Origin of the sequence: Streptomyces sp. SID8352 (assembly GCF_009862265.1) — a bacterium.
Classification (GTDB): domain Bacteria; phylum Actinomycetota; class Actinomycetes; order Streptomycetales; family Streptomycetaceae; genus Streptomyces.
On the sequence record NZ_WWGX01000073.1, the window covers coordinates 82,686 to 104,654 of the forward strand.

General features: G+C 71.7%; 18 protein-coding genes. 16 read left to right on the top strand and 2 right to left on the bottom strand.

The genetic code is table 11. The annotated features are described in order from the left end of the window. Positions 1-4: 4 nt before the first annotated feature. The 4 genes from secD (at position 5) to relA (ending at position 6,176) form a co-directional block, all read left to right on the top strand. Complete coding sequence (gene secD, locus GTY84_RS22790) at positions 5-1,813, top strand: protein translocase subunit SecD (protein ID WP_161228202.1); 1,809 nt, start codon at positions 5-7, stop codon at positions 1,811-1,813. Position 1,814: 1 nt separating this feature from the next. Continuing rightward, complete coding sequence (secF, locus tag GTY84_RS22795; RefSeq protein ID WP_161228204.1) at positions 1,815-2,936, top strand: protein translocase subunit SecF; 1,122 nt, start codon at positions 1,815-1,817, stop codon at positions 2,934-2,936. Continuing rightward, positions 2,933-3,472 carry an adenine phosphoribosyltransferase gene (locus GTY84_RS22800; RefSeq protein WP_161228206.1) on the top strand — a complete coding sequence of 180 codons (540 nt, stop codon included), beginning with the start codon at positions 2,933-2,935 and terminating at the stop codon, positions 3,470-3,472. Before secF ends, GTY84_RS22800 begins: the two co-directional genes overlap by 4 nt. A gap of 163 nt (positions 3,473-3,635) precedes the next feature. Beyond that, positions 3,636-6,176 (top strand): GTP pyrophosphokinase, encoded by a 2,541-nt coding sequence (gene relA / locus GTY84_RS22810; protein WP_161228207.1) that lies wholly within the window; start codon positions 3,636-3,638, stop codon positions 6,174-6,176. A 67-nt stretch (positions 6,177-6,243) separates the two neighbouring features. Here relA and GTY84_RS22815 read toward each other — a convergent pair whose 3' ends face one another. Together GTY84_RS22815 and GTY84_RS22820 are read right to left on the bottom strand one after the other, a co-directional pair. After that, positions 6,244-7,473 (bottom strand): DUF349 domain-containing protein, encoded by a 1,230-nt coding sequence (locus GTY84_RS22815; RefSeq protein WP_161228209.1) that lies wholly within the window; start codon positions 7,471-7,473, stop codon positions 6,244-6,246. Positions 7,474-7,606: 133 nt separating this feature from the next. Further along, positions 7,607-8,437, bottom strand: coding sequence for a peptidylprolyl isomerase (locus GTY84_RS22820; protein ID WP_161228211.1), 831 nt, complete (start codon positions 8,435-8,437; stop codon positions 7,607-7,609). 181 nt (positions 8,438-8,618) lie between these two features. Between GTY84_RS22820 and GTY84_RS22825 the strand changes: the two genes are divergently transcribed. From GTY84_RS22825 to aroC, 12 genes are all read left to right on the top strand, one after another. Then, positions 8,619-9,326: an MBL fold metallo-hydrolase gene (locus tag GTY84_RS22825; RefSeq protein WP_161228213.1), complete on the top strand. Its 708-nt coding sequence runs from the start codon at positions 8,619-8,621 to the stop codon at positions 9,324-9,326. An 11-nt stretch (positions 9,327-9,337) separates the two neighbouring features. Then, a complete protein-coding gene (gene hisS, locus GTY84_RS22830) occupies positions 9,338-10,600 on the top strand; it encodes a histidine--tRNA ligase (RefSeq protein WP_161228214.1) in 1,263 nt (420 codons plus the stop codon). 324 nt (positions 10,601-10,924) lie between these two features. Then, entirely contained in the window at positions 10,925-11,587 is a 663-nt protein-coding gene (locus tag GTY84_RS22835; RefSeq protein WP_161228216.1) for a vitamin K epoxide reductase family protein, read from the top strand. Positions 11,588-11,674: 87 nt separating this feature from the next. Next, positions 11,675-13,030, top strand: a complete 1,356-nt coding sequence (locus tag GTY84_RS22840; protein WP_161228218.1) for a replication-associated recombination protein A — start codon at positions 11,675-11,677, stop codon at positions 13,028-13,030. A 295-nt stretch (positions 13,031-13,325) separates the two neighbouring features. After that, a complete protein-coding gene (gene rpsD / locus GTY84_RS22845) occupies positions 13,326-13,940 on the top strand; it encodes a 30S ribosomal protein S4 (protein ID WP_161228220.1) in 615 nt (204 codons plus the stop codon). A 224-nt stretch (positions 13,941-14,164) separates the two neighbouring features. Next, a complete protein-coding gene (locus GTY84_RS22850; RefSeq protein ID WP_161228222.1) occupies positions 14,165-14,602 on the top strand; it encodes a DUF948 domain-containing protein in 438 nt (145 codons plus the stop codon). A gap of 7 nt (positions 14,603-14,609) precedes the next feature. Beyond that, positions 14,610-14,960 carry a hypothetical protein gene (locus GTY84_RS22855; protein ID WP_161228223.1) on the top strand — a complete coding sequence of 117 codons (351 nt, stop codon included), beginning with the start codon at positions 14,610-14,612 and terminating at the stop codon, positions 14,958-14,960. Further along, on the top strand, positions 14,960-17,632 hold the full coding sequence (gene alaS / locus GTY84_RS22860) for an alanine--tRNA ligase (protein ID WP_161228224.1): 2,673 nt from the start codon (positions 14,960-14,962) through the stop codon (positions 17,630-17,632). Before GTY84_RS22855 ends, alaS begins: the two co-directional genes overlap by 1 nt. A gap of 7 nt (positions 17,633-17,639) precedes the next feature. Beyond that, positions 17,640-18,104: a Holliday junction resolvase RuvX gene (gene ruvX / locus GTY84_RS22865; protein ID WP_161228225.1), complete on the top strand. Its 465-nt coding sequence runs from the start codon at positions 17,640-17,642 to the stop codon at positions 18,102-18,104. Positions 18,105-18,232: 128 nt separating this feature from the next. After that, positions 18,233-20,146 carry an endolytic transglycosylase MltG gene (gene mltG, locus GTY84_RS22870; RefSeq protein WP_161228226.1) on the top strand — a complete coding sequence of 638 codons (1,914 nt, stop codon included), beginning with the start codon at positions 18,233-18,235 and terminating at the stop codon, positions 20,144-20,146. Beyond that, positions 20,127-20,966, top strand: coding sequence for a shikimate dehydrogenase (locus GTY84_RS22875; RefSeq protein WP_161228228.1), 840 nt, complete (start codon positions 20,127-20,129; stop codon positions 20,964-20,966). Before mltG ends, GTY84_RS22875 begins: the two co-directional genes overlap by 20 nt. A 287-nt stretch (positions 20,967-21,253) precedes the next feature. Beyond that, positions 21,254-21,969 (top strand): chorismate synthase (aroC, locus tag GTY84_RS22880; RefSeq protein WP_161228230.1); only part of this gene is annotated, 716 nt, incomplete at its 3' end.

A 21,969-nucleotide genomic window follows, 5' to 3' on the forward strand; every position in this document is an offset into this window, starting at 1 on the left:
ACAGGTGGTTTCAGTCAAAAAGGGAAAGAACGCGAGCGCCCAGAGCAAGCCCGGGCGCTCGCTGGCCCTGATTCTGATCGCCATTGTGGCGCTCACCGGAGGGATGTTCGCCTCCGGAAACACCGCTCCGCGTCTCGGCATCGATCTCGCCGGGGGGACGAGCATCACTCTCCGGGCGGTCGCGGAACCCGGCCAGGCGTCCGCGATCAACAAGACCAACATGGACACCGCGGTCGAGATCATGGAGCGCCGTGTCAACGGACTGGGCGTCTCCGAGGCCGAGGTGCAGACCCAGGGCGACCGGAACATCATCGTCAACATCCCCAAGGGGATGAACTCGAAGGAAGCCCGGGCCCAGGTCGGCACCACGGCCAAACTCTACTTCCGCCCCGTCCTCGCCACCGGGCTCTCCGGCCCCGGCATGAACGCCAGCCCGTCCGCCGCCCCCTCGGACAGCCCCTCCGGCGCACCGAGCGGTGAGGCCACGGACAAGGCCACCGGCAAGGCGACCGACGAGGCCACCGGCCCCGCGGACGGACAGGACGGGGCGAGCACCCCGCCGTCCGGCACCCCCACCGACGGCGCCACCACCCAGGGCCGCGCCGTCACCGGCGCCCTGAAGGCCGATCCCAGCCCCTCCGCGAGCCCCTCCGGCGCGGCCTCCCCGTCCCCGGCCGCCAGCACCCCCGCCGACGACGGCAACGCCAAGCTCCAGGCCGCCTACGACGCGCTCGACTGCACCAAGGAGTCCCAGCGCGCCAAGGCGGGCGAGGGCGCCAGGCCCGGCGACACCACGCTAGCCTGCGGCACCAACTCGGACGGCATCTGGCAGAAGTACATCCTCGGCCCGGCCGAGGTCGACGGCACCGAGGTGGACAAGGCCCAGGCCGTCTACAACACGCAGAGCGCCGCCGGCTGGACCGTCACGATGAAGTTCACCGACAAGGGCGCCAAGAAGTTCGCCGACATCACCGGCAAGCTCGCCAACAACCAGACCCCGCAGAACCAGTTCGCCATCGTCCTGGACAACGAGGTCGTCTCCGACCCGTACGTCCGCCAGGCGCTCACCGGCGGCAACGCGGAGATCTCCGGCAGCTTCGACCAGCAGGAGGCCCAGAGCCTCGCCAACATGCTGAGCTACGGCGCGCTGCCGCTGAGCTTCCACGAGGACAGCGTCACCACCGTCACCGCCGCCCTCGGCGGCGAGCAGCTCCGCGCCGGACTGATCGCCGGTGCCATCGGCCTCGCGCTGGTCATCATCTACCTGCTGGTCTACTACCGCGGCCTGTCCTTCATCGCCATCGCCTCGCTGGGCGTCTCCGCCTCGCTGACGTACGTGATCATGTCGTTGCTCGGCCCGACCATCGGCTTCGCGCTGAACCTGCCCGCCGTCTGCGGCGCCATCGTCGCCATCGGCATCACGGCGGACTCGTTCATCGTCTACTTCGAACGGGTCCGCGACGAGATCCGCGAGGGACGCTCGCTGCGCCCCGCCGTGGAGCGCGGCTGGCCCCGCGCCCGGCGCACCATCCTGGTCTCCGACTTCGTCTCGTTCCTCGCGGCGGCGGTGCTCTTCATCGTCACCGTCGGCAAGGTGCAGGGCTTCGCCTTCACCCTCGGCCTCACCACCCTGCTCGACGTCGTCGTGGTGTTCCTCTTCACCAAGCCGCTGCTCACGCTGATGGCCCGCCGCAGGTTCTTCGCCAGTGGGCACAAGTGGTCCGGCCTCGATCCGACGGCACTGGGGGCCAAACCCCCGCTCCGCCGCACCCGCCGTCCGGCCGCCGGCCCCGTCGACCCGAAGGAGGCGTGAGATGTCGAAGCTCGGCAACCTCGGCGCACGCCTGCACCATGGCGAGATCAGCTACGACTTCATCCGCAACCGCAAGCTCTGGTACGGGATCTCGATCCTGATCACCATCACGGCGATCGTCGGCCTGTCGGTCCGCGGTCTCCACATGGGCATCGAGTTCCAGGGCGGCGCGGTCTTCACCACCCCGAAGAAGATGAGCGCCTCGGTGGCCCACGCCGAGGAGCTCGCGGAGAACGCCTCCGGACACGACGCGATCGTCCAGAAACTCGGCGACGGCAGCCTGCGTATCCAGATCTCCGGCATCGAGACCGCCAAGTCGGACGACATCAAGGAGGCGCTCGCCAAGGACCTGAAGGTCGACGCGGAGAAGATCAACGCCGACCTCGTCGGCCCGAGCTGGGGCGACCAGATCGCCAACAAGGCATGGCAGGGCCTCGGGATCTTCATGGTCCTGGTGGTGATCTACCTGGCCATCGCGTTCGAGTGGCGGATGGCCGTCGCCGCCCTGATCGCGCTGGTCCACGACATCACCATCACGGTCGGTGTCTACGCCCTCGTCGGCTTCGAGGTCACCCCCGGCACGGTGATCGGCCTGCTGACCATCCTCGGCTACTCGCTCTACGACACCGTCGTGGTCTTCGAGAGCCTCAAGGAACAGGCGAAGGACATCACCAAGCAGTCCCGCTGGACCTACAGCGAGGTCGCCAACCAGTCGATCAACGGCACCCTGGTGCGCTCCATCAACACCACCGTGGTCGCCCTGCTGCCCGTCGCCGGCCTGCTCTTCATCGGCGGCGGCTTCCTCGGCGCGGGCATGCTCAACGACATCTCGCTCTCGCTCTTCGTGGGCCTCGCGGCCGGCGCCTACTCGTCGATCTTCATCGCCACACCGCTCGTCGCCGACCTCAAGGAGGCCGAGCCGCAGATGAAGGCCCTCAAGAAGCGCGTCCTCGCCAAGCGCGCCCAGGGCGGCGCCAAGGACGGGGGCGAACCGGCCCCGGCACCCGCCGAGGCCGGCCACGGCGACGGGGACGAGGTGGCGGCCGCCGCGGTCGTCGGTCCCCGCAGCCAGCCCGCATCCCGCGGCAGGGGCCGCGGACGACCCTCGGGGAAGCGCCGATGACCGACATCCGGGACCTGCTGCTCAGCCGTATCCGGGACGTGGCCGACTATCCGGCCCCGGGCGTGGTGTTCAAGGACATCACGCCGCTCCTGGCGGACCCGGCGGCCTTCTCGGTGCTCACCGACGCCCTCGCGGACGTCGCCCGGCGCACCGGCGCCACCAAGGTCGTCGGACTGGAGGCCCGGGGCTTCATCCTGGGCGCCCCGGTCGCCCTGCGGGCCGGCCTCGGCTTCGTCCCGGTGCGCAAGGCGGGCAAGCTCCCCGGAGCCACCCTCGGCCAGTCCTACGACCTGGAGTACGGCTCCGCCGAGATCGAGGTGCACGCCGAGGACCTCGCCGTCTCCGACCGTGTCCTGATCGTCGACGACGTGCTCGCCACCGGCGGCACGGCCGAGGCGTCGGTCCAGCTCGTCCGCCGGGCCGGGGCCGCCGTCGCAGGCCTCGCCGTCCTGATGGAGCTGGGCTTCCTGAACGGCCGGGCCCGGCTGGCGCCGTCCCTGGACGGTGCCCCGCTGGAGGCGCTGCTCCTCGTCTGACGGCCACCGGAGGCGGGCACCGGAGGAATCCGGCGCCCGCCTCCGGTGTTGTTCCTGGCGGAGCCCCCCACAATGGCCTGAAGGCGATGCTCGGACACGGGATCGCTACGATGGGGTATCCGGAGCCTGACCGGGGGACCCGGATCGCGCACGAGGAGTCCTCTTGCCAGACGAGGCCCAGCCACTGACCGCCGCCAAGCCCGAGTCCGTCTCGGCAGCCGCGGCGAAGCCCGCACCGAGCGCGCCGCACGCGAAGAACGACCTCCGCGGGCCCATCGAGCACGCCCGGTCGGCGCCGGTCGACAAGCCCGCCGACGAGCAGTCGCGGCCCAAACCCGCCCCGCCCGAGCGCGACCGGAACTCGCCGGTCGTCCGCGCCCCCGCCGGGCAGCCCGCCCGCTCCGGCTCCTCCAACCGCGTCCGCGCCCGGCTGGCCCGCCTCGGGGTCCAGCGCGCCAACCCGTACAACCCGGTCCTGGAACCCCTGCTGCGGATAGTGCGGGGCAACGACCCCAAGATCGAGACGGCCACGCTGCGCCAGATCGAGCGCGCCTACCAGGTCGCGGAGCGCTGGCACCGCGGCCAGAAGCGCAAGAGCGGCGACCCGTACATCACCCACCCGCTCGCCGTCACCACCATCCTCGCGGAACTGGGCATGGACCCCGCCACCCTGATGGCCGGGCTGCTCCACGACACCGTCGAGGACACCGAGTACGGCCTGGAGGACCTGCGCCGCGACTTCGGCGACGTGGTGGCCCTGCTCGTCGACGGCGTCACCAAGCTGGACAAGGTCAAGTTCGGCGAGGCCGCACAGGCCGAGACCGTCCGCAAGATGGTCGTCGCCATGGCCAAGGACCCCCGGGTCCTGGTCATCAAGCTCGCCGACCGCCTGCACAACATGCGCACCATGCGCTATCTCAAGCGCGAGAAGCAGGAGAAGAAGGCGCGCGAGACCCTGGAGATCTACGCGCCGCTCGCCCACCGCCTGGGCATGAACACCATCAAGTGGGAGCTGGAGGACCTCGCCTTCGCGATCCTCTACCCCAAGATGTACGACGAGATCGTCCGCCTGGTCGCCGAGCGGGCCCCCAAGCGCGACGAGTACCTGGCCGTCGTCACCGACGAGGTCCAGCAGGACCTGCGCTCGGCCCGGATCAAGGCGACCGTCACCGGCCGCCCCAAGCACTACTACAGCGTCTACCAGAAGATGATCGTCCGCGGCCGGGACTTCGCGGAGATCTACGACCTGGTGGGCATCCGCGTCCTCGTGGACACCGTCCGCGACTGCTACGCGGCGCTCGGTACCGTGCACGCGCGGTGGAACCCGGTCCCCGGCCGGTTCAAGGACTACATCGCGATGCCCAAGTTCAACATGTACCAGTCGCTGCACACCACGGTGATCGGCCCCGGGGGCAAGCCCGTCGAGCTCCAGATCCGCACCTTCGACATGCACCGCCGCGCCGAGTACGGCATCGCCGCGCACTGGAAGTACAAGCAGGAGGCCGTCGCCGGCGCCTCCAAGGTGCGCACCGACGCCCCGAAGTCCTCCGGCAAGGACAAGGACGCCATCAACGACATGGCGTGGCTGCGGCAGCTCCTGGACTGGCAGAAGGAGACCGAGGACCCGGGCGAGTTCCTGGAGTCCCTGCGCTTCGACCTCTCCCGCAACGAGGTGTTCGTCTTCACCCCCAAGGGCGATGTCATAGCGCTCCCCGCCGGGGCGACCCCGGTGGACTTCGCCTACGCCGTCCACACCGAGGTCGGCCACCGCACCATAGGGGCGCGCGTCAACGGCCGCCTGGTGCCGCTGGAGTCCACCCTGGACAACGGCGACCTGGTCGAGGTCTTCACCTCCAAGGCGGCCGGCGCCGGGCCCTCCCGCGACTGGCTCGGCTTCGTGAAGTCGCCGCGCGCCCGCAACAAGATCCGGGCCTGGTTCTCCAAGGAGCGCCGGGACGAGGCGATCGAGCAGGGCAAGGACGCCATCGTCCGCGCCATGCGCAAGCAGAACCTCCCGATCCAGCGCATCCTGACCGGCGACTCCCTGGTCACCCTGGCGCACGAGATGCGGTACTCGGACATCTCCGCGCTGTACGCGGCGATCGGCGAGGGCCATGTCTCGGCGCCCAACATCGTGCAGAAGCTCGTCCAGGCACTCGGCGGCGAGGAGGCCGCCACCGAGGAGATCGACGAGTCGGTCCCGCCCGCCCGGGGCCGCGGCCGCAAGCGCCGCACCAACGCCGACCCCGGGGTCGTCGTCAAGGGCGTCGAGGACGTGTGGGTCAAGCTGGCCCGCTGCTGCACCCCCGTGCCCGGCGATCCGATCATCGGCTTCGTCACCCGGGGCAGCGGCGTCTCCGTGCACCGCAGCGACTGCGTCAACGTGGACTCGCTCTCCCGCGAGCCCGAGCGCATCCTCGACGTGGAGTGGGCGCCCACCCAGTCCTCGGTCTTCCTGGTCGCCATCCAGGTCGAGGCGCTGGACCGGTCCCGCCTGCTGTCCGACGTCACCCGGGTCCTGTCCGACCAGCACGTCAACATCCTCTCGGCGGCCGTGCAGACCTCCCGCGACCGGGTCGCCACCTCCCGCTTCACCTTCGAGATGGGCGATCCCAAGCACCTCGGACATGTCCTCAAGGCCGTCCGCGGCGTGGAGGGCGTCTACGACGTCTACCGGGTCACCTCGGCCCGCAGGCCCTCGTAGCACCGCCTACGCGTGGGGCCCCGCACCGACCGGTGCGGGGCCCCACGCGTAGGCACGGCGGCGGGGATCAGCCGCCGAACTCCTGCAGACCCTTGAGCGCCTGGTCCAGCAGGGCCTGGCGGCCCTCCAGCTCACGCGCCAGCTTGTCGGCCCGGGCGTTGTTGCCCTGGGCGCGCGCCTGCTCGATCTGCCCGGCGAGCTTGTCCACCGCGGCCCGGAGCTGACCGGTCAGACCCTCGGCACGCGCGCGCGCCTCCGGGTTCGTCCGGCGCCACTCGCTCTCCTCGGCCTCCTGGAGGGCCCGCTCGACGGCGTGCATCCGGCCCTCGACCTTCGGCCGCGCGTCGCGCGGCACGTGCCCGATGGCCTCCCAGCGCTCGTTGACCGAACGGAACGCGGCACGGGCCGCCTTCAGATCTGTCACCGGGAGCAGCTTCTCGGCCTCCCCGGCCAGCTCCTCCTTGAGCTTGAGGTTCTCCGCCTGCTCCGCGTCCCGCTCGGCGAAGACCGAGCCGCGGGCGGCGAAGAACACGTCCTGGGCGCCGCGGAAGCGGTTCCACAGGTCGTCCTCGTGCTCGCGCTGCGCGCGGCCCGCCGCCTTCCACTCGGCCATCAGGTCGCGGTAGCGGGCGGCCGTCGTACCCCAGTCCGTGGAGTTCGACAGGGCCTCGGCCTCCGCGACCAGCCGCTCCTTGATCCGGCGGGCGTCCTCGCGCTGGGAGTCGAGCTGCGCGAAGTGCTGCTTGCGCCGCTTGGAGAACGCCGAGCGCGCGTGCGAGAAGCGGTGCCACAGCTCGTCGTCGGACTTGCGGTCCAGCCGCGGCAGGCCCTTCCAGGTGTCCACCAGGGACCGCAGCCGCTCGCCGGCCGCCCGCCACTGGTCGGACCGCGCCAGCTCCTCGGCCTCCGCGACCAGCGCCTCCTTGGCGCCGCGCGCCTCGTCGGACTGCTTCGCCCGCTGGACCTTGCGCTCCTCGCGGCGCGTCTCCACCAGCTCGGTGAGCCTGTCCAGCCGCGCTCTGAGCGCCTCCAGGTCACCGACCGCGTGGTGCGCGTCGACCTGCTCGCGCAGATGACCGACCGCGGCCGTGGCGTCCTTGGCCGACAGGTCGGTGGTCCTCACCCGCTTCTCGAGGAGGCCGATCTCCACAACCAGGCCCTCGTACTTGCGCTCGAAGTAGGCCAGCGCCTCCTCGGGGGAGCCGGCCTGCCAGGAACCGACTACCTTCTCGCCGTCGGCCGTACGCACGTACACGGTCCCCGTCTCGTCGACGCGGCCCCACGGGTCGCTGCTCACAGCGCCTCCTCCACATGATGCCTGCGGAGGGCTTTGCTCCCCCGGGCATCGTCCACAGTTTCGTCACCGCCAACATAGGCGAACGACAGGTGGCCTGTCCGCATCCCGCGGACCGAAATTTCGCAGCGTACGGTCAGGATTTCGCGACCGTCGCCTTGTTGATCACCACCGTCGCGTTGGGCGCGGTCATCCCCGTCGTGGGGTCCGCGGGCTGCGCCCCGGCGGCGGAGATCTTCTCCAGGACCTTCATGCCGTCCGCGCCCACGGTGCCGAACGGGGTGTAGTTGGGCGGCAGCGGACTGTCCTTGTAGACCAGGAAGAACTGGCTGCCGCCGGTGTCGGGCTGGCTGGTGTTGGCCATCGCGACGGTGCCCGCCGGGTAGGTGTCGCCCTTCAGGCTCGGGTCCTTCAGGTTCTCGTCCGGGATGGTGTAGCCCGGCCCGCCGTTCCCCTTGCCCGTCGGGTCGCCGCACTGGAGGACGAAGATGCCCTCGGTGGTGAGCCGGTGGCACGGCGTGTGGTCGAAGTAGCCCTTGCCGGCGAGGAAGTCGAAGGAGTTCACCGTGCGCGGCGCGTCCTTCGCCTTGAGCGCGATGTCTATGTCACCGCAGTTCGTCGCCAGCTTCATCGTGTAGTCCGCCGACTTGTCGACGGCCAGCGCCGGCTCCTTCTTCCAGGTCAGCTCGGCGGGCTTGCCCCCGGCCGGCTTGTCGCAGGGGTCCGGCGCCTTGCCGGTGGGCACCGTGCTCGGCGTCACCTCGGCGCTCGTCGTCGTCTTGTCGTCGTCGCCCTTGAGGGCACCCGTCGTGTAGAGCGCGACACTGCCGATCAGGACGACGCCGAGCACCGACGCGATCACCGCGTTGCGCGTGCGGGCCTTGCGGCGCGCGGAGGTGCGTCGCTGCTGCTGCCGCAAGAACTTCTCCCGGGCGAGCTGACGCCGCCGCTGCTCCTGGGTGACCACCGGGTTCTCTCCTCATGCGTCGTGGATACCGACCGGCACGCGTGCGGACGGACGGGCCGACCGCCCGCGTGTAGCCCGTACCGTATAGGGGTTCGCTGAGGAAACGGCACCGCCGGTAGTCTCTGACCACGGGCGCGGCCGTCCGCAGCGCCGCTCCTGCCGACCGAAGCGAAGGACGAACGTGCTGATTGCCGGGTTCCCCGCGGGCGCCTGGGGGACGAACTGCTATCTCGTCGCCCCCGCCGCGGGTGAGGAGTGCGTGATCATCGACCCCGGCCACCGGGCCGCCGAGGGAGTCGGGGAAGCGCTCGCCAGGCACCGTCTCAAGCCCGTCGCCGTCGTCCTCACGCACGGCCACATCGACCATGTGGCCTCGGTCGTCCCCGTCTGCGGGGCGCACGGCGTTCCGGCGTGGATCCACCCCGAGGACCGGTACATGATGAGCGACCCCGAGAAGGGCCTCGGCCGCGCCATCGGCATGCCGCTGATGGGCGAGCTGACCGTGGGGGAGCCGGACGACGTCCACGAGATGACCGACGGCACGACGCTGGAGCTGGCGGGGCTGGAGCTGACGGTCGCGCACGCGCCGGGCCATACCAAGGGGTCGGTGACCTTCGGGCTGCCCGAGGCGGCGGACATCCCGCCGGTGCTCTTCTCGGGCGACCTGCTGTTCGCCGGCTCCGTCGGACGCACCGACCTGCCCGGCGGCGACATGGCCGAGATGCTCGACTCGCTGGCCCGCGTGTGCCTGCCGCTCGACGACTCGACCGTGGTGCTGTCCGGCCACGGCCCCCAGACCACCATCGGCCAGGAGCGCGCCACCAACCCGTATCTGCGGCAGGTGGCCTCCGGCCAGGGAGCCCCCGGGGCTCCCCGACGAGGAATGTGACGAAAGCTTCCGTGAGCACCTTCAAGGCCCCCAGGGGCACGTACGACCTGCTGCCGCCGGACTCCGCGACGTACCTGGCCGTCCGCGAGGCCATCGCCGCCCCGCTGCGCGCCTCCGGCTACGGCTACATCGAGACGCCCGGTTTCGAGAACGTCGAACTGTTCGCCCGCGGGGTGGGCGAGTCCACCGACATCGTGACCAAGGAGATGTACGTCTTCGAGACCAAGGGCGGCGACCGGCTCGCCCTGCGCCCGGAGACGACGGCCCCCGTGCTGCGCGCCGTCCTGGAGGCCAACCTGCACAAGGCGGGCAACCTGCCGGTCAAGGTCTGGTACTCGGGCTCCCAGTACCGCTACGAGCGCCCGCAGAAGGGCCGCTACCGCCACTTCTCCCAGGTCGGCGCCGAGGCCATCGGGGCCGAGGACCCGGCCCTGGACGCGGAGCTGATCATCCTCGCCGACCAGGCGTACCGCTCCCTGGGCCTGCGCGGCTTCCGCATCCTGCTCAACAGCCTGGGCGACAAGGAGTGCCGTCCCGTCTACCGGGCCGCCCTCCAGGACTTCCTGCGCGGTCTCGACCTCGACGAGGAGACGCTGCGCCGCGCCGAGATCAACCCGCTGCGCGTCCTGGACGACAAGCGCGCGGACGTCCAGCGGCAGCTCACCGGGGCCCCCCTGCTGCGCGACTACCTGTGCGACGCCTGCAAGGCGTACCACGAGGAGGTCCGCGAGCTGATCACCGCGGCGGGCGTGGCCTACGAGGACGACCCCCGGCTGGTGCGCGGCCTGGACTACTACACGCGCACCACCTTCGAGTTCGTCCACGACGGCCTCGGCTCGCAGTCCGCGGTGGGCGGCGGCGGCCGCTACGACGGCCTGTCCGAGATGATCGGCGGCCCCGCGCTGCCGTCCGTCGGCTGGGCCCTCGGCGTCGACCGCACCGTCCTCGCCCTGGAGGCCGAGGGCATCGAGCCGGACGTCCCCGCGACCACCTCCGTCTTCGCCGTGCCGCTCGGCGAGGAGGCCCGCCGGGTCCTGTTCGCCAAGGTCACCGAACTGCGCAGGAACGGCGTCGCCGCCGACTTCGCCTACGGCGGCAAGGGGCTGAAGGCGGCCATGAAGGCGGCCAACCGCTCGGGCGCCCGCTACGCGCTGGTGCTGGGCGAGCGGGACCTCGCGGACGGGGTCGTCCAGCTCAAGGACATGGAGTCCGGAGAGCAGACCGCGATCGGCGTGAACGAGGTCGTCGCGGAGCTGGAGTCGCGGCTCGGCTGACCCGCGCCGGAGCCGCGGCCCGGCCCGTCCGGGCGGCGCGGCCCCTCCGCGCCGCCCCGGCTCCCCGCGCCGAGCAGGCTCCCGTGCCGCCCCTTTCCCCGGGGCGGCACCGCCGTCCGGGGCCCGAGCGCCGTCCCCGCCCCGGCCGGGAGCGCGGCTCCTCGTCCGTGTGTGCGCCCGGCGAACGGGCGTCGGTCCCGCCCCGATCCCTGAGGGCGATCGTCAGTACGTTCTTATGAAGAACGAACGGTGGGCTCACAGGCGCGTCCGGCACAATGGCCCTGCCCGAAGCAGGTCCCGACCCCGAACGACGGAATCGGTGTGATGAGCAAGACGACTGTGAAGGATGCCTCCACCGTGGCAGAGCCAGCGCCGGACCCCACCACCGGCCGTTCGCGCACCGAGGGCGGCAGCCGAGCCCTCGCCCTGCTGTTGATCATCACCGGCGCGGCGGGCCTGCTCGCCGCGTGGATCATCACGATCGACAAGCAGAAGATCCTCGAGGCCAAGATCGCCGGCACCACGTTCACCCCCGGCTGCAGCCTCAACCCCGTCGTCTCCTGCGGCAACATCATGGAGAGCGAGCAGGCCTCCGTCTTCGGCTTCCCCAACCCGCTGCTCGGGCTGGTCGCCTACGGCATGGTCGTCTGCGTCGGTGTGACCCTGCTCACCGGGGCCCGCTTCCCGCGCTGGTACTGGCTCACCTTCAACGCGGGCTGCCTGTTCGGCGTCGGATTCGTCACCTGGCTCCAGTTCCAGTCCCTGTACCGGATCAACTCCCTGTGCCTCTGGTGCTGCCTGGCCTGGGTCGCCACCATCGTGATGTTCTGGTACGTCACCTCGCTCAACATCCGCAAGGGCTTCCTGCCCGCGCCCGGCTGGCTGCGCTCCTTCTTCGGCGAGTTCACCTGGGTGCTGCCCGTGGTGCACGTCGGCATCATCGGGATGATGATCCTCACCCGCTGGTGGGACTTCTGGACGAGCTGACGGTCGGGCTTTCGGACGAGCCCACGGACGGGCCGGTCCCCGGACCGGCCCGACCCGTTGTCGGCGCTGTCGCTTAGGGTTCAGGACGTGGAGCCCGACCTGTTCACCGCCGCAGCAGAAGAACGCCAGGAGAAGGACCCGGCCGGCAGCCCCCTCGCCGTCCGGATGCGGCCGCGCACCCTCGACGAGGTCGTCGGCCAGCGCCATCTCCTCAACCCCGGCGCCCCCCTGCGCCGCCTCGTGGGGGAGGGCGCCGCCGGGCCCGTCGGCCCCTCCTCGGTGATCCTCTGGGGCCCGCCCGGCACCGGCAAGACGACCCTCGCCCACGTGGTCTCCAAGGCCACCAACAAGCGGTTCGTGGAGCTGTCGGCCATCACCGCGGGCGTCAAGGAGGTCCGCGCGGTCATCGACGGCGCCCGCCGAGCGGTCGGCGGCTACGGCCGGGAGACGGTCCTCTTCCTCGACGAGATCCACCGCTTCAGCAAGGCCCAGCAGGACTCCCTGCTCCCGGCCGTCGAGAACCGCTGGGTCACCCTGATCGCCGCGACGACGGAGAACCCGTACTTCTCGGTGATCTCCCCGCTGCTCTCCCGCTCCCTCCTGCTCACCCTCGAACCGCTCACCGACGACGACGTGCGGGACCTGCTCCGCCGGGCCCTCGCCGACGAGCGGGGCCTCAAGGGCTCCGTCGCCCTGCCCCCGGACACCGAGGAGCACCTGCTGCGCATCGCCGGCGGCGATGCCCGCCGCGCCCTGACGGCGCTGGAGGCCGCCGCCGGGGCCGCCCTGGACAAGGGCGAGGCGGAGATCGCGCTGACCACGCTGGAGGAGACGGTCGACCGCGTCGCGGTCACCTACGACCGCGACGGGGACCAGCACTACGACGTGGCCAGCGCCTTGATCAAGTCCATCCGCGGCTCGGACGTCGACGCCGCCCTGCACTACCTGGCCCGGATGATCGAGGCCGGCGAGGACCCCCGGTTCATCGCCCGCCGCCTGATGATCTCCGCCAGCGAGGACATCGGTCTCGCCGACCCGAACGCGCTGCCCCTCGCGGTCGCCGCCGCCCAGGCCGTCGCCATGATCGGCTTCCCCGAGGCCGCCCTCACCCTCAGCCACACCACCATCGCCCTGGCCCTCGCCCCCAAGTCCAACGCCGCGACCACCGCCATCGGCGCCGCCCTGGACGACGTCCGCAAGGGGCTGGCCGGACCGGTCCCGGCCCATCTGCGCGACGGCCACTACCGGGGCGCGGGCAAGCTCGGCCACGGCAAGGGCTACGTCTACCCGCACGACCTGCCCGAGGGCATCGCCGCCCAGCAGTACGCGCCGGACGCCCTGGCCGAGCGGACCTACTACACGCCCACCCGGCACGGCGCCGAGGCCCGGTACGCCGACGCCGTCGAATGGACCCGGGGGCACCTCGGTCGCAAGGGGTCCTGAGCGGCCTGTAGAATCGCCCGGAGTGCCGAGTCCCGTGCTGTCAGAACGGGACGTCCGGCCGGAGCCCCCAGCGGGCTCCAGGAGCGTCGCGCACCGTCGAACGGTGTCGCGGGCAGCCCACCACCCACGGGGCATCCCGGAGGGCCGGTGGGCCACTCGCGTGCTGCACGTATGTGCCCAGACCAGGGAAGCGGCTGCCCGACGGGTCCCTCGTGGCCCCGCGGGTTCTCCCGGCTGCGGATGCGACCTCCCTCAACCCTGACAAGCCGGAAAACCCAGAAAAGAGACACAGACAGTGGCGAACCAGTCCCGCCCCAAGGTCAAGAAGTCGCGTGCGCTCGGCATCGCGCTGACCCCGAAGGCCGTCAAGTACTTCGAGGCCCGCCCCTACCCGCCGGGCGAGCACGGCCGCGGCCGCAAGCAGAACTCGGACTACAAGGTCCGTCTGCTGGAGAAGCAGCGTCTGCGCGCGCAGTACGACGTGAGCGAGCGCCAGCTCGTCCGCGCCTACGAGCGTGCCGCCAAGACCACCATGAAGACCGGTGAGGCCCTGGTCATCGAGCTGGAGCGCCGTCTCGACGCCCTGGTCCTGCGGTCGGGCATCGCCCGCACCATCTACCAGGCCCGCCAGATGGTCGTCCACGGCCACATCCAGGTCAACGGCCAGAAGGTCGACAAGCCGTCCTTCCGCGTCCGCCCGGACGACGTGGTGCAGGTCCGCGAGCGCAGCAAGGACAAGACGCTCTTCACCATCGCCCGTGAGGGCGGCTTCGCCCCCGAGGGCGAGACCCCGCGCTACCTCCAGGTGAACCTCAAGGCCCTGGCGTTCCGCCTGGACCGCGAGCCGAACCGCAAGGAGATCCCGGTGATCTGCGACGAGCAGCTCGTCGTCGAGTACTACGCCCGCTGATCCAGCCGGACGCAGTACCACCCGGTGGTGCCTCGGCCCGCCGTCCTCCCGCCGTCCCGGCGGGCGGGGCGGCGGGCTTCGCCGTCCCCCGCCCCGGGCCCGGCCGCCCCGCGGATCCCGCGGCGCCCCGGCCGGAATCCGGTACGGAGTCCGGTGCCCGGCGCGATAGGCTCGGGGCACGACTTTCTCGATGTTCAGGCACGTTTTCAGGGAGCGGGTGCGCGGTGTCCGGTGGTGAGGTGGCCGGGATCCTGGTGGCCGTCTTCTGGGCGATCCTGGTCTCCTTCCTCGCCGTCGCGCTGGCGAGGCTGGCCCAGACGCTCAGGGCGACCACCAAACTGGTGGCGGACGTGACCGACCAGGCCGTCCCGCTGCTCTCCGACGCCTCCTCCGCGGTGCGCTCGGCGCAGACCCAGCTCGACCGGGTCGACGCCATCGCCTCGGACGTGCAGGAGGTCACCTCCAACGCCTCCGCCCTGTCGACCACGGTGGCCTCCACCTTCGGCGGGCCCCTGGTGAAGGTCGCGGCCTTCGGCTACGGGGTGCGCCGCGCCCTCGGCGGACGCCGGGAGGCGGCGGCCCCCGCCCCGGAGCCCCGGCGCACCGTGATCGTCGGCCGTACGCTCGGCGCCGGGCGACGCACCAAGCGGAAGAAGGACTGACGCAGGGATGTTCCGCCGTACGTTCTGGTTCGGCACCGGCGTCGCCGCCGGTGTGTGGGCCACCGCCAAGGTCAACCGGAAGCTCAGGCAGCTCACCCCCGAGAGCCTCGCCGCGACCGCGGCGAACAAGGCGCTCGACGCGGGCACCCGGATCAGGGACCGCGCGGTGGGCTTCGCCCTCGACGTCCGCGACAACATGGCCCAGCGGGAGGCCGAACTCGGCGACGCGCTCGGGATCGGCGCCCCCGTCGACCGGGAGCTGCCCGCACCCCGGCACTACGCCGTCATCGAGAACCGCAACGACCCGACGTACGCCGACCGCACGACGTACCCGCACAACCGGAATGAGGACCACTGATGGAGTCGGCCGAGATCCGCCGCCGCTGGCTGAGCTTCTTCGAGGAGCGCGGTCACACCGTCGTCCCTTCGGCGTCGCTCATCGCGGACGACCCGACTCTGCTGCTGGTCCCGGCCGGCATGGTGCCCTTCAAGCCCTACTTCCTGGGTGAGGTCAAGCCGCCGTTCGACCGCGCCACCAGCGTGCAGAAGTGCGTGCGCACCCCCGACATCGAAGAGGTCGGCAAGACCACGCGCCACGGCACGTTCTTCCAGATGTGCGGCAACTTCTCCTTCGGGGACTACTTCAAGGAAGGCGCCATCGCCTTCGCCTGGGAGCTGCTCACCGGTTCCCGGGACAAGGGCGGCTACGGCCTCGACCCCGAGCGCCTGTGGATCACCGTCTACCAGGACGACGACGAGGCCGAGCGCATCTGGCACGACGTCGTGGGAGTCCCCTCCGAGCGCATCCAGCGCCTCGGCAAGAAGGACAACTACTGGTCCATGGGCGTCCCCGGCCCCTGCGGCCCCTGCTCCGAGATCAACTACGACCGCGGCCCCGAGTTCGGCGTCGAGGGCGGCCCGGCCGTCAACGACGAGCGGTACGTGGAGATCTGGAACCTCGTCTTCATGCAGTACGAGCGGGGCGAGGGCACCGGCAAGGAGGACTTCGAGATCCTCGGTGAACTGCCGAGCAAGAACATCGACACCGGTCTCGGCCTGGAACGCCTCGCCATGATTCTGCAGGGCGTGCGGAACATGTACGAGATCGACACCTCGATGGCCGTGATCGACCGGGCCACCGAGCTGACCGGCGTGGCCTACGGCGACGCCCACGCCTCGGACGTCTCGCTGCGGGTGGTCACCGACCACATGCGCACCTCCGTGATGCTCATCGGCGACGGAGTCACCCCCGGCAACGAGGGCCGCGGCTACGTGCTGCGCCGCATCATGCGCCGCGCCATCCGCAACATGCGGCTGCTCGGCGCCACCGGTCCGGTCGTCAAGGACCTGATCGACGTGGTGATCACCATGATGGGGCAGCAGTACCCCGAGCTGATCACCGACCGTGAGCGGATCGAGAAGGTCGCCCTCGCCGAGGAGAACGCCTTCCTGAAGACGCTGAAGGCCGGCACCAACATCCTCGACACCGCCGTCAGCGACACCAAGGCCGCCGGGGGCTCCGTCCTCGCCGGTGACAAGGCCTTCCTGCTCCACGACACCTGGGGCTTCCCGATCGACCTCACCCTGGAGATGGCCGCCGAACAGGGCCTCTCCGTGGACGAGGACGGCTTCCGGCGCCTGATGAGGGAGCAGCGGGAGCGCGCCAAGGCCGACGCCCGCGCCAAGAAGACCGGCCACGCCGGGACGGGCGCCTACCGCGAGATCGCCGACCAGGCCGGGGCCACCGACTTCGTCGGCTACACCGACACCGAGGCCGAGTCCACCATCGTCGGCATCCTCGTCGACGGCGTCTCCTCTCCGGCCGCCACCGAGGGCGACGAGGTCGAGATCGTCCTCGACCGCACCCCCTTCTACGCCGAGGGCGGCGGTCAGATCGGTGACACCGGCCGGATCAGGGCCGACTCGGGTGCCGTCATCGAGGTCCGGGACTGCCAGAAGCCCGTCCCCGGCGTCTATGTCCACAAGGGCGTCGTCCAGGTGGGCGAGATCACGGTCGGCGCCAAGGCGCACGCCTCCATCGACGGGCTGCGCCGCAGGGCCATCGCCCGCGCCCACTCGGCCACCCACCTCACCCACCAGGCCCTGCGCGACGCCCTCGGCCCGACGGCGGCCCAGGCCGGTTCCGAGAACCAGCCCGGCCGCTTCCGCTTCGACTTCGGCTCCCCGGCCGCCGTTCCGACGGCCGTGATGACCGATGTCGAGCAGAAGATCAACGAGGTGCTGGCCCGCGACCTGGACGTGCGCGCCGATGTCATGGGCATCGACGAGGCCAGGAAGCAGGGCGCCATCGCGGAGTTCGGAGAGAAGTACGGCGAGCGGGTCCGGGTCGTGACCATCGGCGACTTCTCCAAGGAGCTGTGCGGCGGCACCCATGTGCACAACACCGCCCAGCTCGGCCTGGTCAAGCTGCTGGGCGAGTCCTCCATCGGCTCCGGGGTGCGCCGCATCGAGGCCCTGGTCGGCGTGGACGCCTACCAGTTCCTCGCCCGTGAGCACACGGTCGTCGCCCAGCTCCAGGAACTGGTCAAGGGCCGCCCGGAGGAGCTGCCGGAGAAGGTCTCCGCCATGCTCGGCAAGCTGAAGGAGGCCGAGAAGGAGATCGAGCGGTTCCGCGCCGAGAAGGTCCTCCAGGCCGCCGCCGGTCTCGCCGAGTCCGCCCGGGACGTGCGGGGCGTGGCCCTGGTCACCGGCCGGGTCCCGGACGGCACCACCGCCGACGACCTGCGCAAGCTGGTTCTGGACGTGCGGGGCCGCGTCCAGGGCGGGCGGGCCGCGGTGGTGGCCCTGTTCACCACCGCCAACGGCCGGCCGCTCACCGTCATCGCCACCAACGAGGCGGCCCGGGAGCGCGGCCTCAAGGCCGGTGACCTGGTGCGCACCGCCGCGAAGACGCTCGGCGGCGGCGGTGGCGGCAAGCCCGACGTCGCCCAGGGCGGCGGCCAGAACCCGGAGGCCATCGGGGAGGCCGTCGCGGCCGTCGAGCGCCTCGTCGCCGAGACCGCGAAGTAGGCGGACGATGCGCAGAGGACGCCGCCTCGCCATCGACGTCGGGGACGCCCGGATCGGGGTCGCCTCCTGCGACCCCGACGGGATCCTGGCCACGCCGGTGGAGACCGTCCCGGGCCGCGACGTCCCGGCGGCCCACCGCCGGCTGCGGCAGCTGGTGGAGGAGTACGAGCCGATCGAGGTCGTCGTCGGGCTCCCGCGTTCCCTCAAGGGGGGCGAGGGCCCGGCCGCGGCCAAGGTCAGGGGCTTCGCCCGGGAACTGGCCCGGGGCGTCGCGCCGTTGTCCGTGCGGCTGGTCGACGAGCGGATGACGACGGTCACGGCCAGCCAGGGGCTGCGCGCCTCCGGCGTGCGGTCCAGGAAGGGCCGTGCGGTCATCGACCAGGCCGCCGCCGTGATCATCCTCCAGCAGGCCCTCGAATCCGAACGGGTGTCAGGTGAGGCACCCGGCGAGGGCGTCGAAGTGGTCATGTGATCGCGATACGGTAACGTTCCGCGCGATGCGGCAGTGTTCGAACAGCCGCCGCTCAGCAAGAGACGGAACGGGAGCGGGCCACCAGGATTCGGCCGCTCACACCGCCGCCTCGCGGCTCTAGGGGATCGATGACCGAGTATGGCCGGGGCCAGGGCTCCGAACCGTGGCATCCGGAGGACCCGTTGTACGGGGACGGCGGATGGGGGGGGCAGCAGGCCCATCCGGACCCGCAGTCCCCCTACGGCGGCGGCCGGCCACAGGACTATCCGCAGCAGCCCCAGCAGCCGCAGGCGCAGTACGAGACCTGGGGCGACGGCGGGCAGCAGTACGACCCCTACGGGCAGCAGCACCCGGGGCAGCACCAGGGCGCGCCGCAGCCCGGACAGCAGCATTCCGGCCAGGGGTACGACCCCTACGGGCAGCAGGGATACGACCAGGGCGGCCAGTACGGGCAGCAGCCCCCGGGACAGCAGCAGTACGACCCCTCGCAGTACGACCCGCGCTACGGCTCCCCGGCACAGGACCAGCACGGCCACGACGGCGGCTGGGACGGCGGGGGCCACCCGGGCGGCCACCCTCCCGCGGCCCACCCCCAGGCCCCCGGGCCGCATCCCGGCGCCGCCTACCCCGGCGATCCCTCCGACCCCTACGGGCAGCGGGGCGCCGGCTACGGGGCGGAGCGGCCGGACCAGTACGGCACCCAGGAGGCGTATCCGCCGCCCGAGCCGCCGGGCCGCCGCCGCGCCGAGCCCGCGCCGGAGCGGCGGGACGAGTGGGAGGACGGGCCGGAGGGCGAGGAGCACGCCTTCTTCGCGGACGGCGACCCCGACGACCGCGACGGCGACCGCGACCGCCGCCGGGCCTCCGGCGACGGAGACCACGACGGGGACGACGGTCCGCGCGGCGACGGCCCCCGGGGCGGCGGCCGGGGGGAGCGCCGGGGCCGGGGCGCCCGGCCGCGGAAGCGCCGCAACGGCACGGCCTGCCTGGTGGTCTGCCTGGTCCTCGGCGGCGGTGCCGCGGGCGTCGCCTACTTCGGCTTCCAGTTCTACCAGGACCGCTTCGCGGCCGCCCCGGACTTCGCGGGCGAGGGCAGCGGCGAGCAGGTCATGGTCACCATCCCCAAGGGCGCCGGGGGCTCCGTGATCGGGCAGGAGCTGAAGCGGGCGGGTGTCGTCAAGAGCGTGGACGCCTTCGTCGCCGCCCAGCAGAGCGACCCGCGCGGCAAGAGCATCCAGGACGGCGTCTACACCTTGCAGAAGGAGATGTCGGCCAAGAGCGCGGTCGAACTGCTCCTCAGCCCGCGCAGCCGCAGCAACCTGATCATCGCCGAGGGCCGCCGCAACGTCGCCGTCTACAAGGACATCGACAAGCGCCTCGGCGTGAGCGAGGGCACCACCGCCGCCGTCGCCAAGAAGGAGTGGAAGAACCTCGGGCTGCCCGACTGGGCGCAGAACCACAAGGACGTCAAGGACCCGCTGGAAGGATTCCTCTTCCCGTCCAGCTACTCCGCGGCCAAGGGACAGAAGCCCGAGGACGTGCTGAAGCAGATGGTGGCGCGTTCCACGGAGAAGTACGAGCAGCTCGGCCTGGCGGAGAAGGCCGACGACCTCGGCCTGGACGGGCCCTGGCAGCTGCTGACCGTGGCGAGCCTGGTGCAGGCCGAGGGCAAGACCCACGACGACTTCCGCAAGATGTCCGAGGTCGTCTACAACCGCCTCAAGCCGACCAACACCGAGACCAACCAGAAGCTCCAGTTCGACTCGTCCTTCAACTACCTGATGGGCCAGAGCAAGATCCACATCAGCGAGTCCGAGATCAACACCAACCCGGACCCGTACAACACCTACTACCACCGGGGCCTGCCGCCGGGTCCCATCGGCAACCCGGGCGACGAGGCGTTCCAGGCGGCGCTGGACCCGACGGCCGACGGCTGGATCTACTTCGTGGCCACCGACGGCCTGAACAAGACCGAGTTCGCCAAGACCCACTCCGAGTTCCTGAAACTGAAGGACAAGTTCGATGCCAGCTCGGGCAACTGACCGCCGCCGCGCCGCCGTGCTCGGCTCCCCGATCGCCCACTCCCTCTCGCCGGTCCTGCACCGCGCCGCCTACGCCGAGCTGGGGCTCGACCACTGGTCGTACGACGCCTTCGAGGTGGACGAGCGGGCGCTGGAGGACTTCGTGGGGAAGCTGGGCCCGGAGTGGGCGGGCCTGTCGCTGACGATGCCGCTCAAGCGGGCGGTGATCCCGCTGCTGGACGGGATCAGCGAGACGGCCGCCTCGGTGGACGCCGTGAACACCGTGGTGTTCGGCGAGGACGGCCGCCGCAGGGGTGACAACACCGACATACCCGGCATGGTCGCGGCCCTGGCCGAGCACGGCGTCGAACAGGTCGAGAGCGCCGCCGTCCTGGGCGCCGGCGCCACCGCCTCCTCCGCCCTGGCCGCGCTGGCCCGCGTCTGCACCGGTGAGATCGCCGTCTACGTCCGCAGCCCCGAGCGGGCCGCCGAGATGCGCGGCTGGGCCGAACGGCTGGGTACCGAGGTGCGCGTCGTCGACTGGGCCCGCGCCGAGGAGGCACTGAGCGCCCCCCTGGTGGTGGCCACCACCCCGGCCGGCAGCACCGACGCGCTCGCCACCGCCGTACCGGAACGGCCCGGCACCCTCTTCGACGTGCTCTACGACCCCTGGCCCACCGCTCTCGCCGCCCGCTGGTCGGCGCACGGCGGCGCGCTGGTCGGCGGCCTCGACCTGCTGCTGCACCAGGCGGCGCTCCAGGTGGAGCGCATGACGGGGCGCGTCCCTGCCCCCCTGGCGGCCATGCGGAAGGCCGGCGAGCGCGCCCTGGCGGAACGCTAGGACGCCGCGCCGCCCGCCGCCGCGCCCGGCCGGGCCCCCTGACGCGGGCACCGGTGGTGTCCGCCCCGGTCACCCCGGCCGCGCCCCCGGACCGTGGGAGCGCGGGCGCCGGGTCCCTCCGGCGACGCTACGCGCTCGTCCGCCAGATGGACCGGCCGCCGGATCCGCCGGCCGGACGTGGGAGGATCGGACCCGGCGGGCCGGGGCCGCGCACCGGTCGAGCCGTCGCCGTACGCGAGCAGACGCGTACGCAGGGATTACCGGGGCGCGAGCACGGAGGAGCACCGTTGAGCAGGTTGCGCTGGCTGACGGCGGGGGAGTCGCACGGTCCCGCACTGGTGGCGACGTTGGAGGGGCTTCCGGCCGGGGTGCCGGTGACCACGGAGCTGGTCGCGGGTCATCTGGCGCGGCGGCGGCTGGGGTACGGGCGTGGTGCGCGGATGAAGTTCGAGCGGGACGAGGTGACGTTCCTGGGGGGTGTGCGGCACGGGTTGTCGCTGGGGTCGCCGGTGGCGGTGATGGTGGGGAACACGGAGTGGCCGAAGTGGGAGCTGGTGATGTCGGCGGATCCGGTGGACCCGGAGGTGCTGGCGGCGTCGGCCCGCAATGCTCCGCTGACCCGGCCGCGTCCGGGTCACGCCGATCTCGCGGGGATGCAGAAGTACGGGTTCGGTGAGGCGCGTCCGGTGCTGGAGCGGGCTTCGGCGCGGGAGACGGCGGCGCGGGTGGCGCTGGGTGCGGTGGCGCGGTCGTTCCTGTGGGAGGTGGCGGGTGCGGAGGTGGTGTCGCACGTGGTGGAGCTGGCGGGTGCGCGGGCTCCGTACGGTGTGGTGCCGGTGCCGGGTGATGTGGAGCGGCTGGACGCGGATCCGGTGCGCTGTCTGGACCCGGACGCGTCGGGGGCGATGGTCGAGGAGATCGACCGGGCGCACAAGGACGGCGACACCCTGGGCGGTGTGGTGGAGGTGCTGGCCTACGGGCTTCCGGTGGGCCTGGGCTCGCA

What these genes read in the sequence shown, in the direction of transcription:
- GTY84_RS22855 (WP_161228223.1), top strand. Translation starts at nt 14,610, where the DNA reads ATGTTCCGCCGTACGTTCTGGTTCGGCACCGGCGTCGCCGCCGGTGTG.
- alaS (WP_161228224.1), top strand. Translation starts at nt 14,960, where the DNA reads ATGGAGTCGGCCGAGATCCGCCGCCGCTGGCTGAGCTTCTTCGAGGAG.
- ruvX (WP_161228225.1), top strand. Translation starts at nt 17,640, where the DNA reads ATGCGCAGAGGACGCCGCCTCGCCATCGACGTCGGGGACGCCCGGATC.
- secF (WP_161228204.1), top strand. Translation starts at nt 1,815, where the DNA reads ATGTCGAAGCTCGGCAACCTCGGCGCACGCCTGCACCATGGCGAGATC.
- GTY84_RS22875 (WP_161228228.1), top strand. Translation starts at nt 20,127, where the DNA reads ATGCCAGCTCGGGCAACTGACCGCCGCCGCGCCGCCGTGCTCGGCTCC.
- GTY84_RS22800 (WP_161228206.1), top strand. Translation starts at nt 2,933, where the DNA reads ATGACCGACATCCGGGACCTGCTGCTCAGCCGTATCCGGGACGTGGCC.
- mltG (WP_161228226.1), top strand. Translation starts at nt 18,233, where the DNA reads ATGACCGAGTATGGCCGGGGCCAGGGCTCCGAACCGTGGCATCCGGAG.
- GTY84_RS22835 (WP_161228216.1), top strand. Translation starts at nt 10,925, where the DNA reads ATGAGCAAGACGACTGTGAAGGATGCCTCCACCGTGGCAGAGCCAGCG.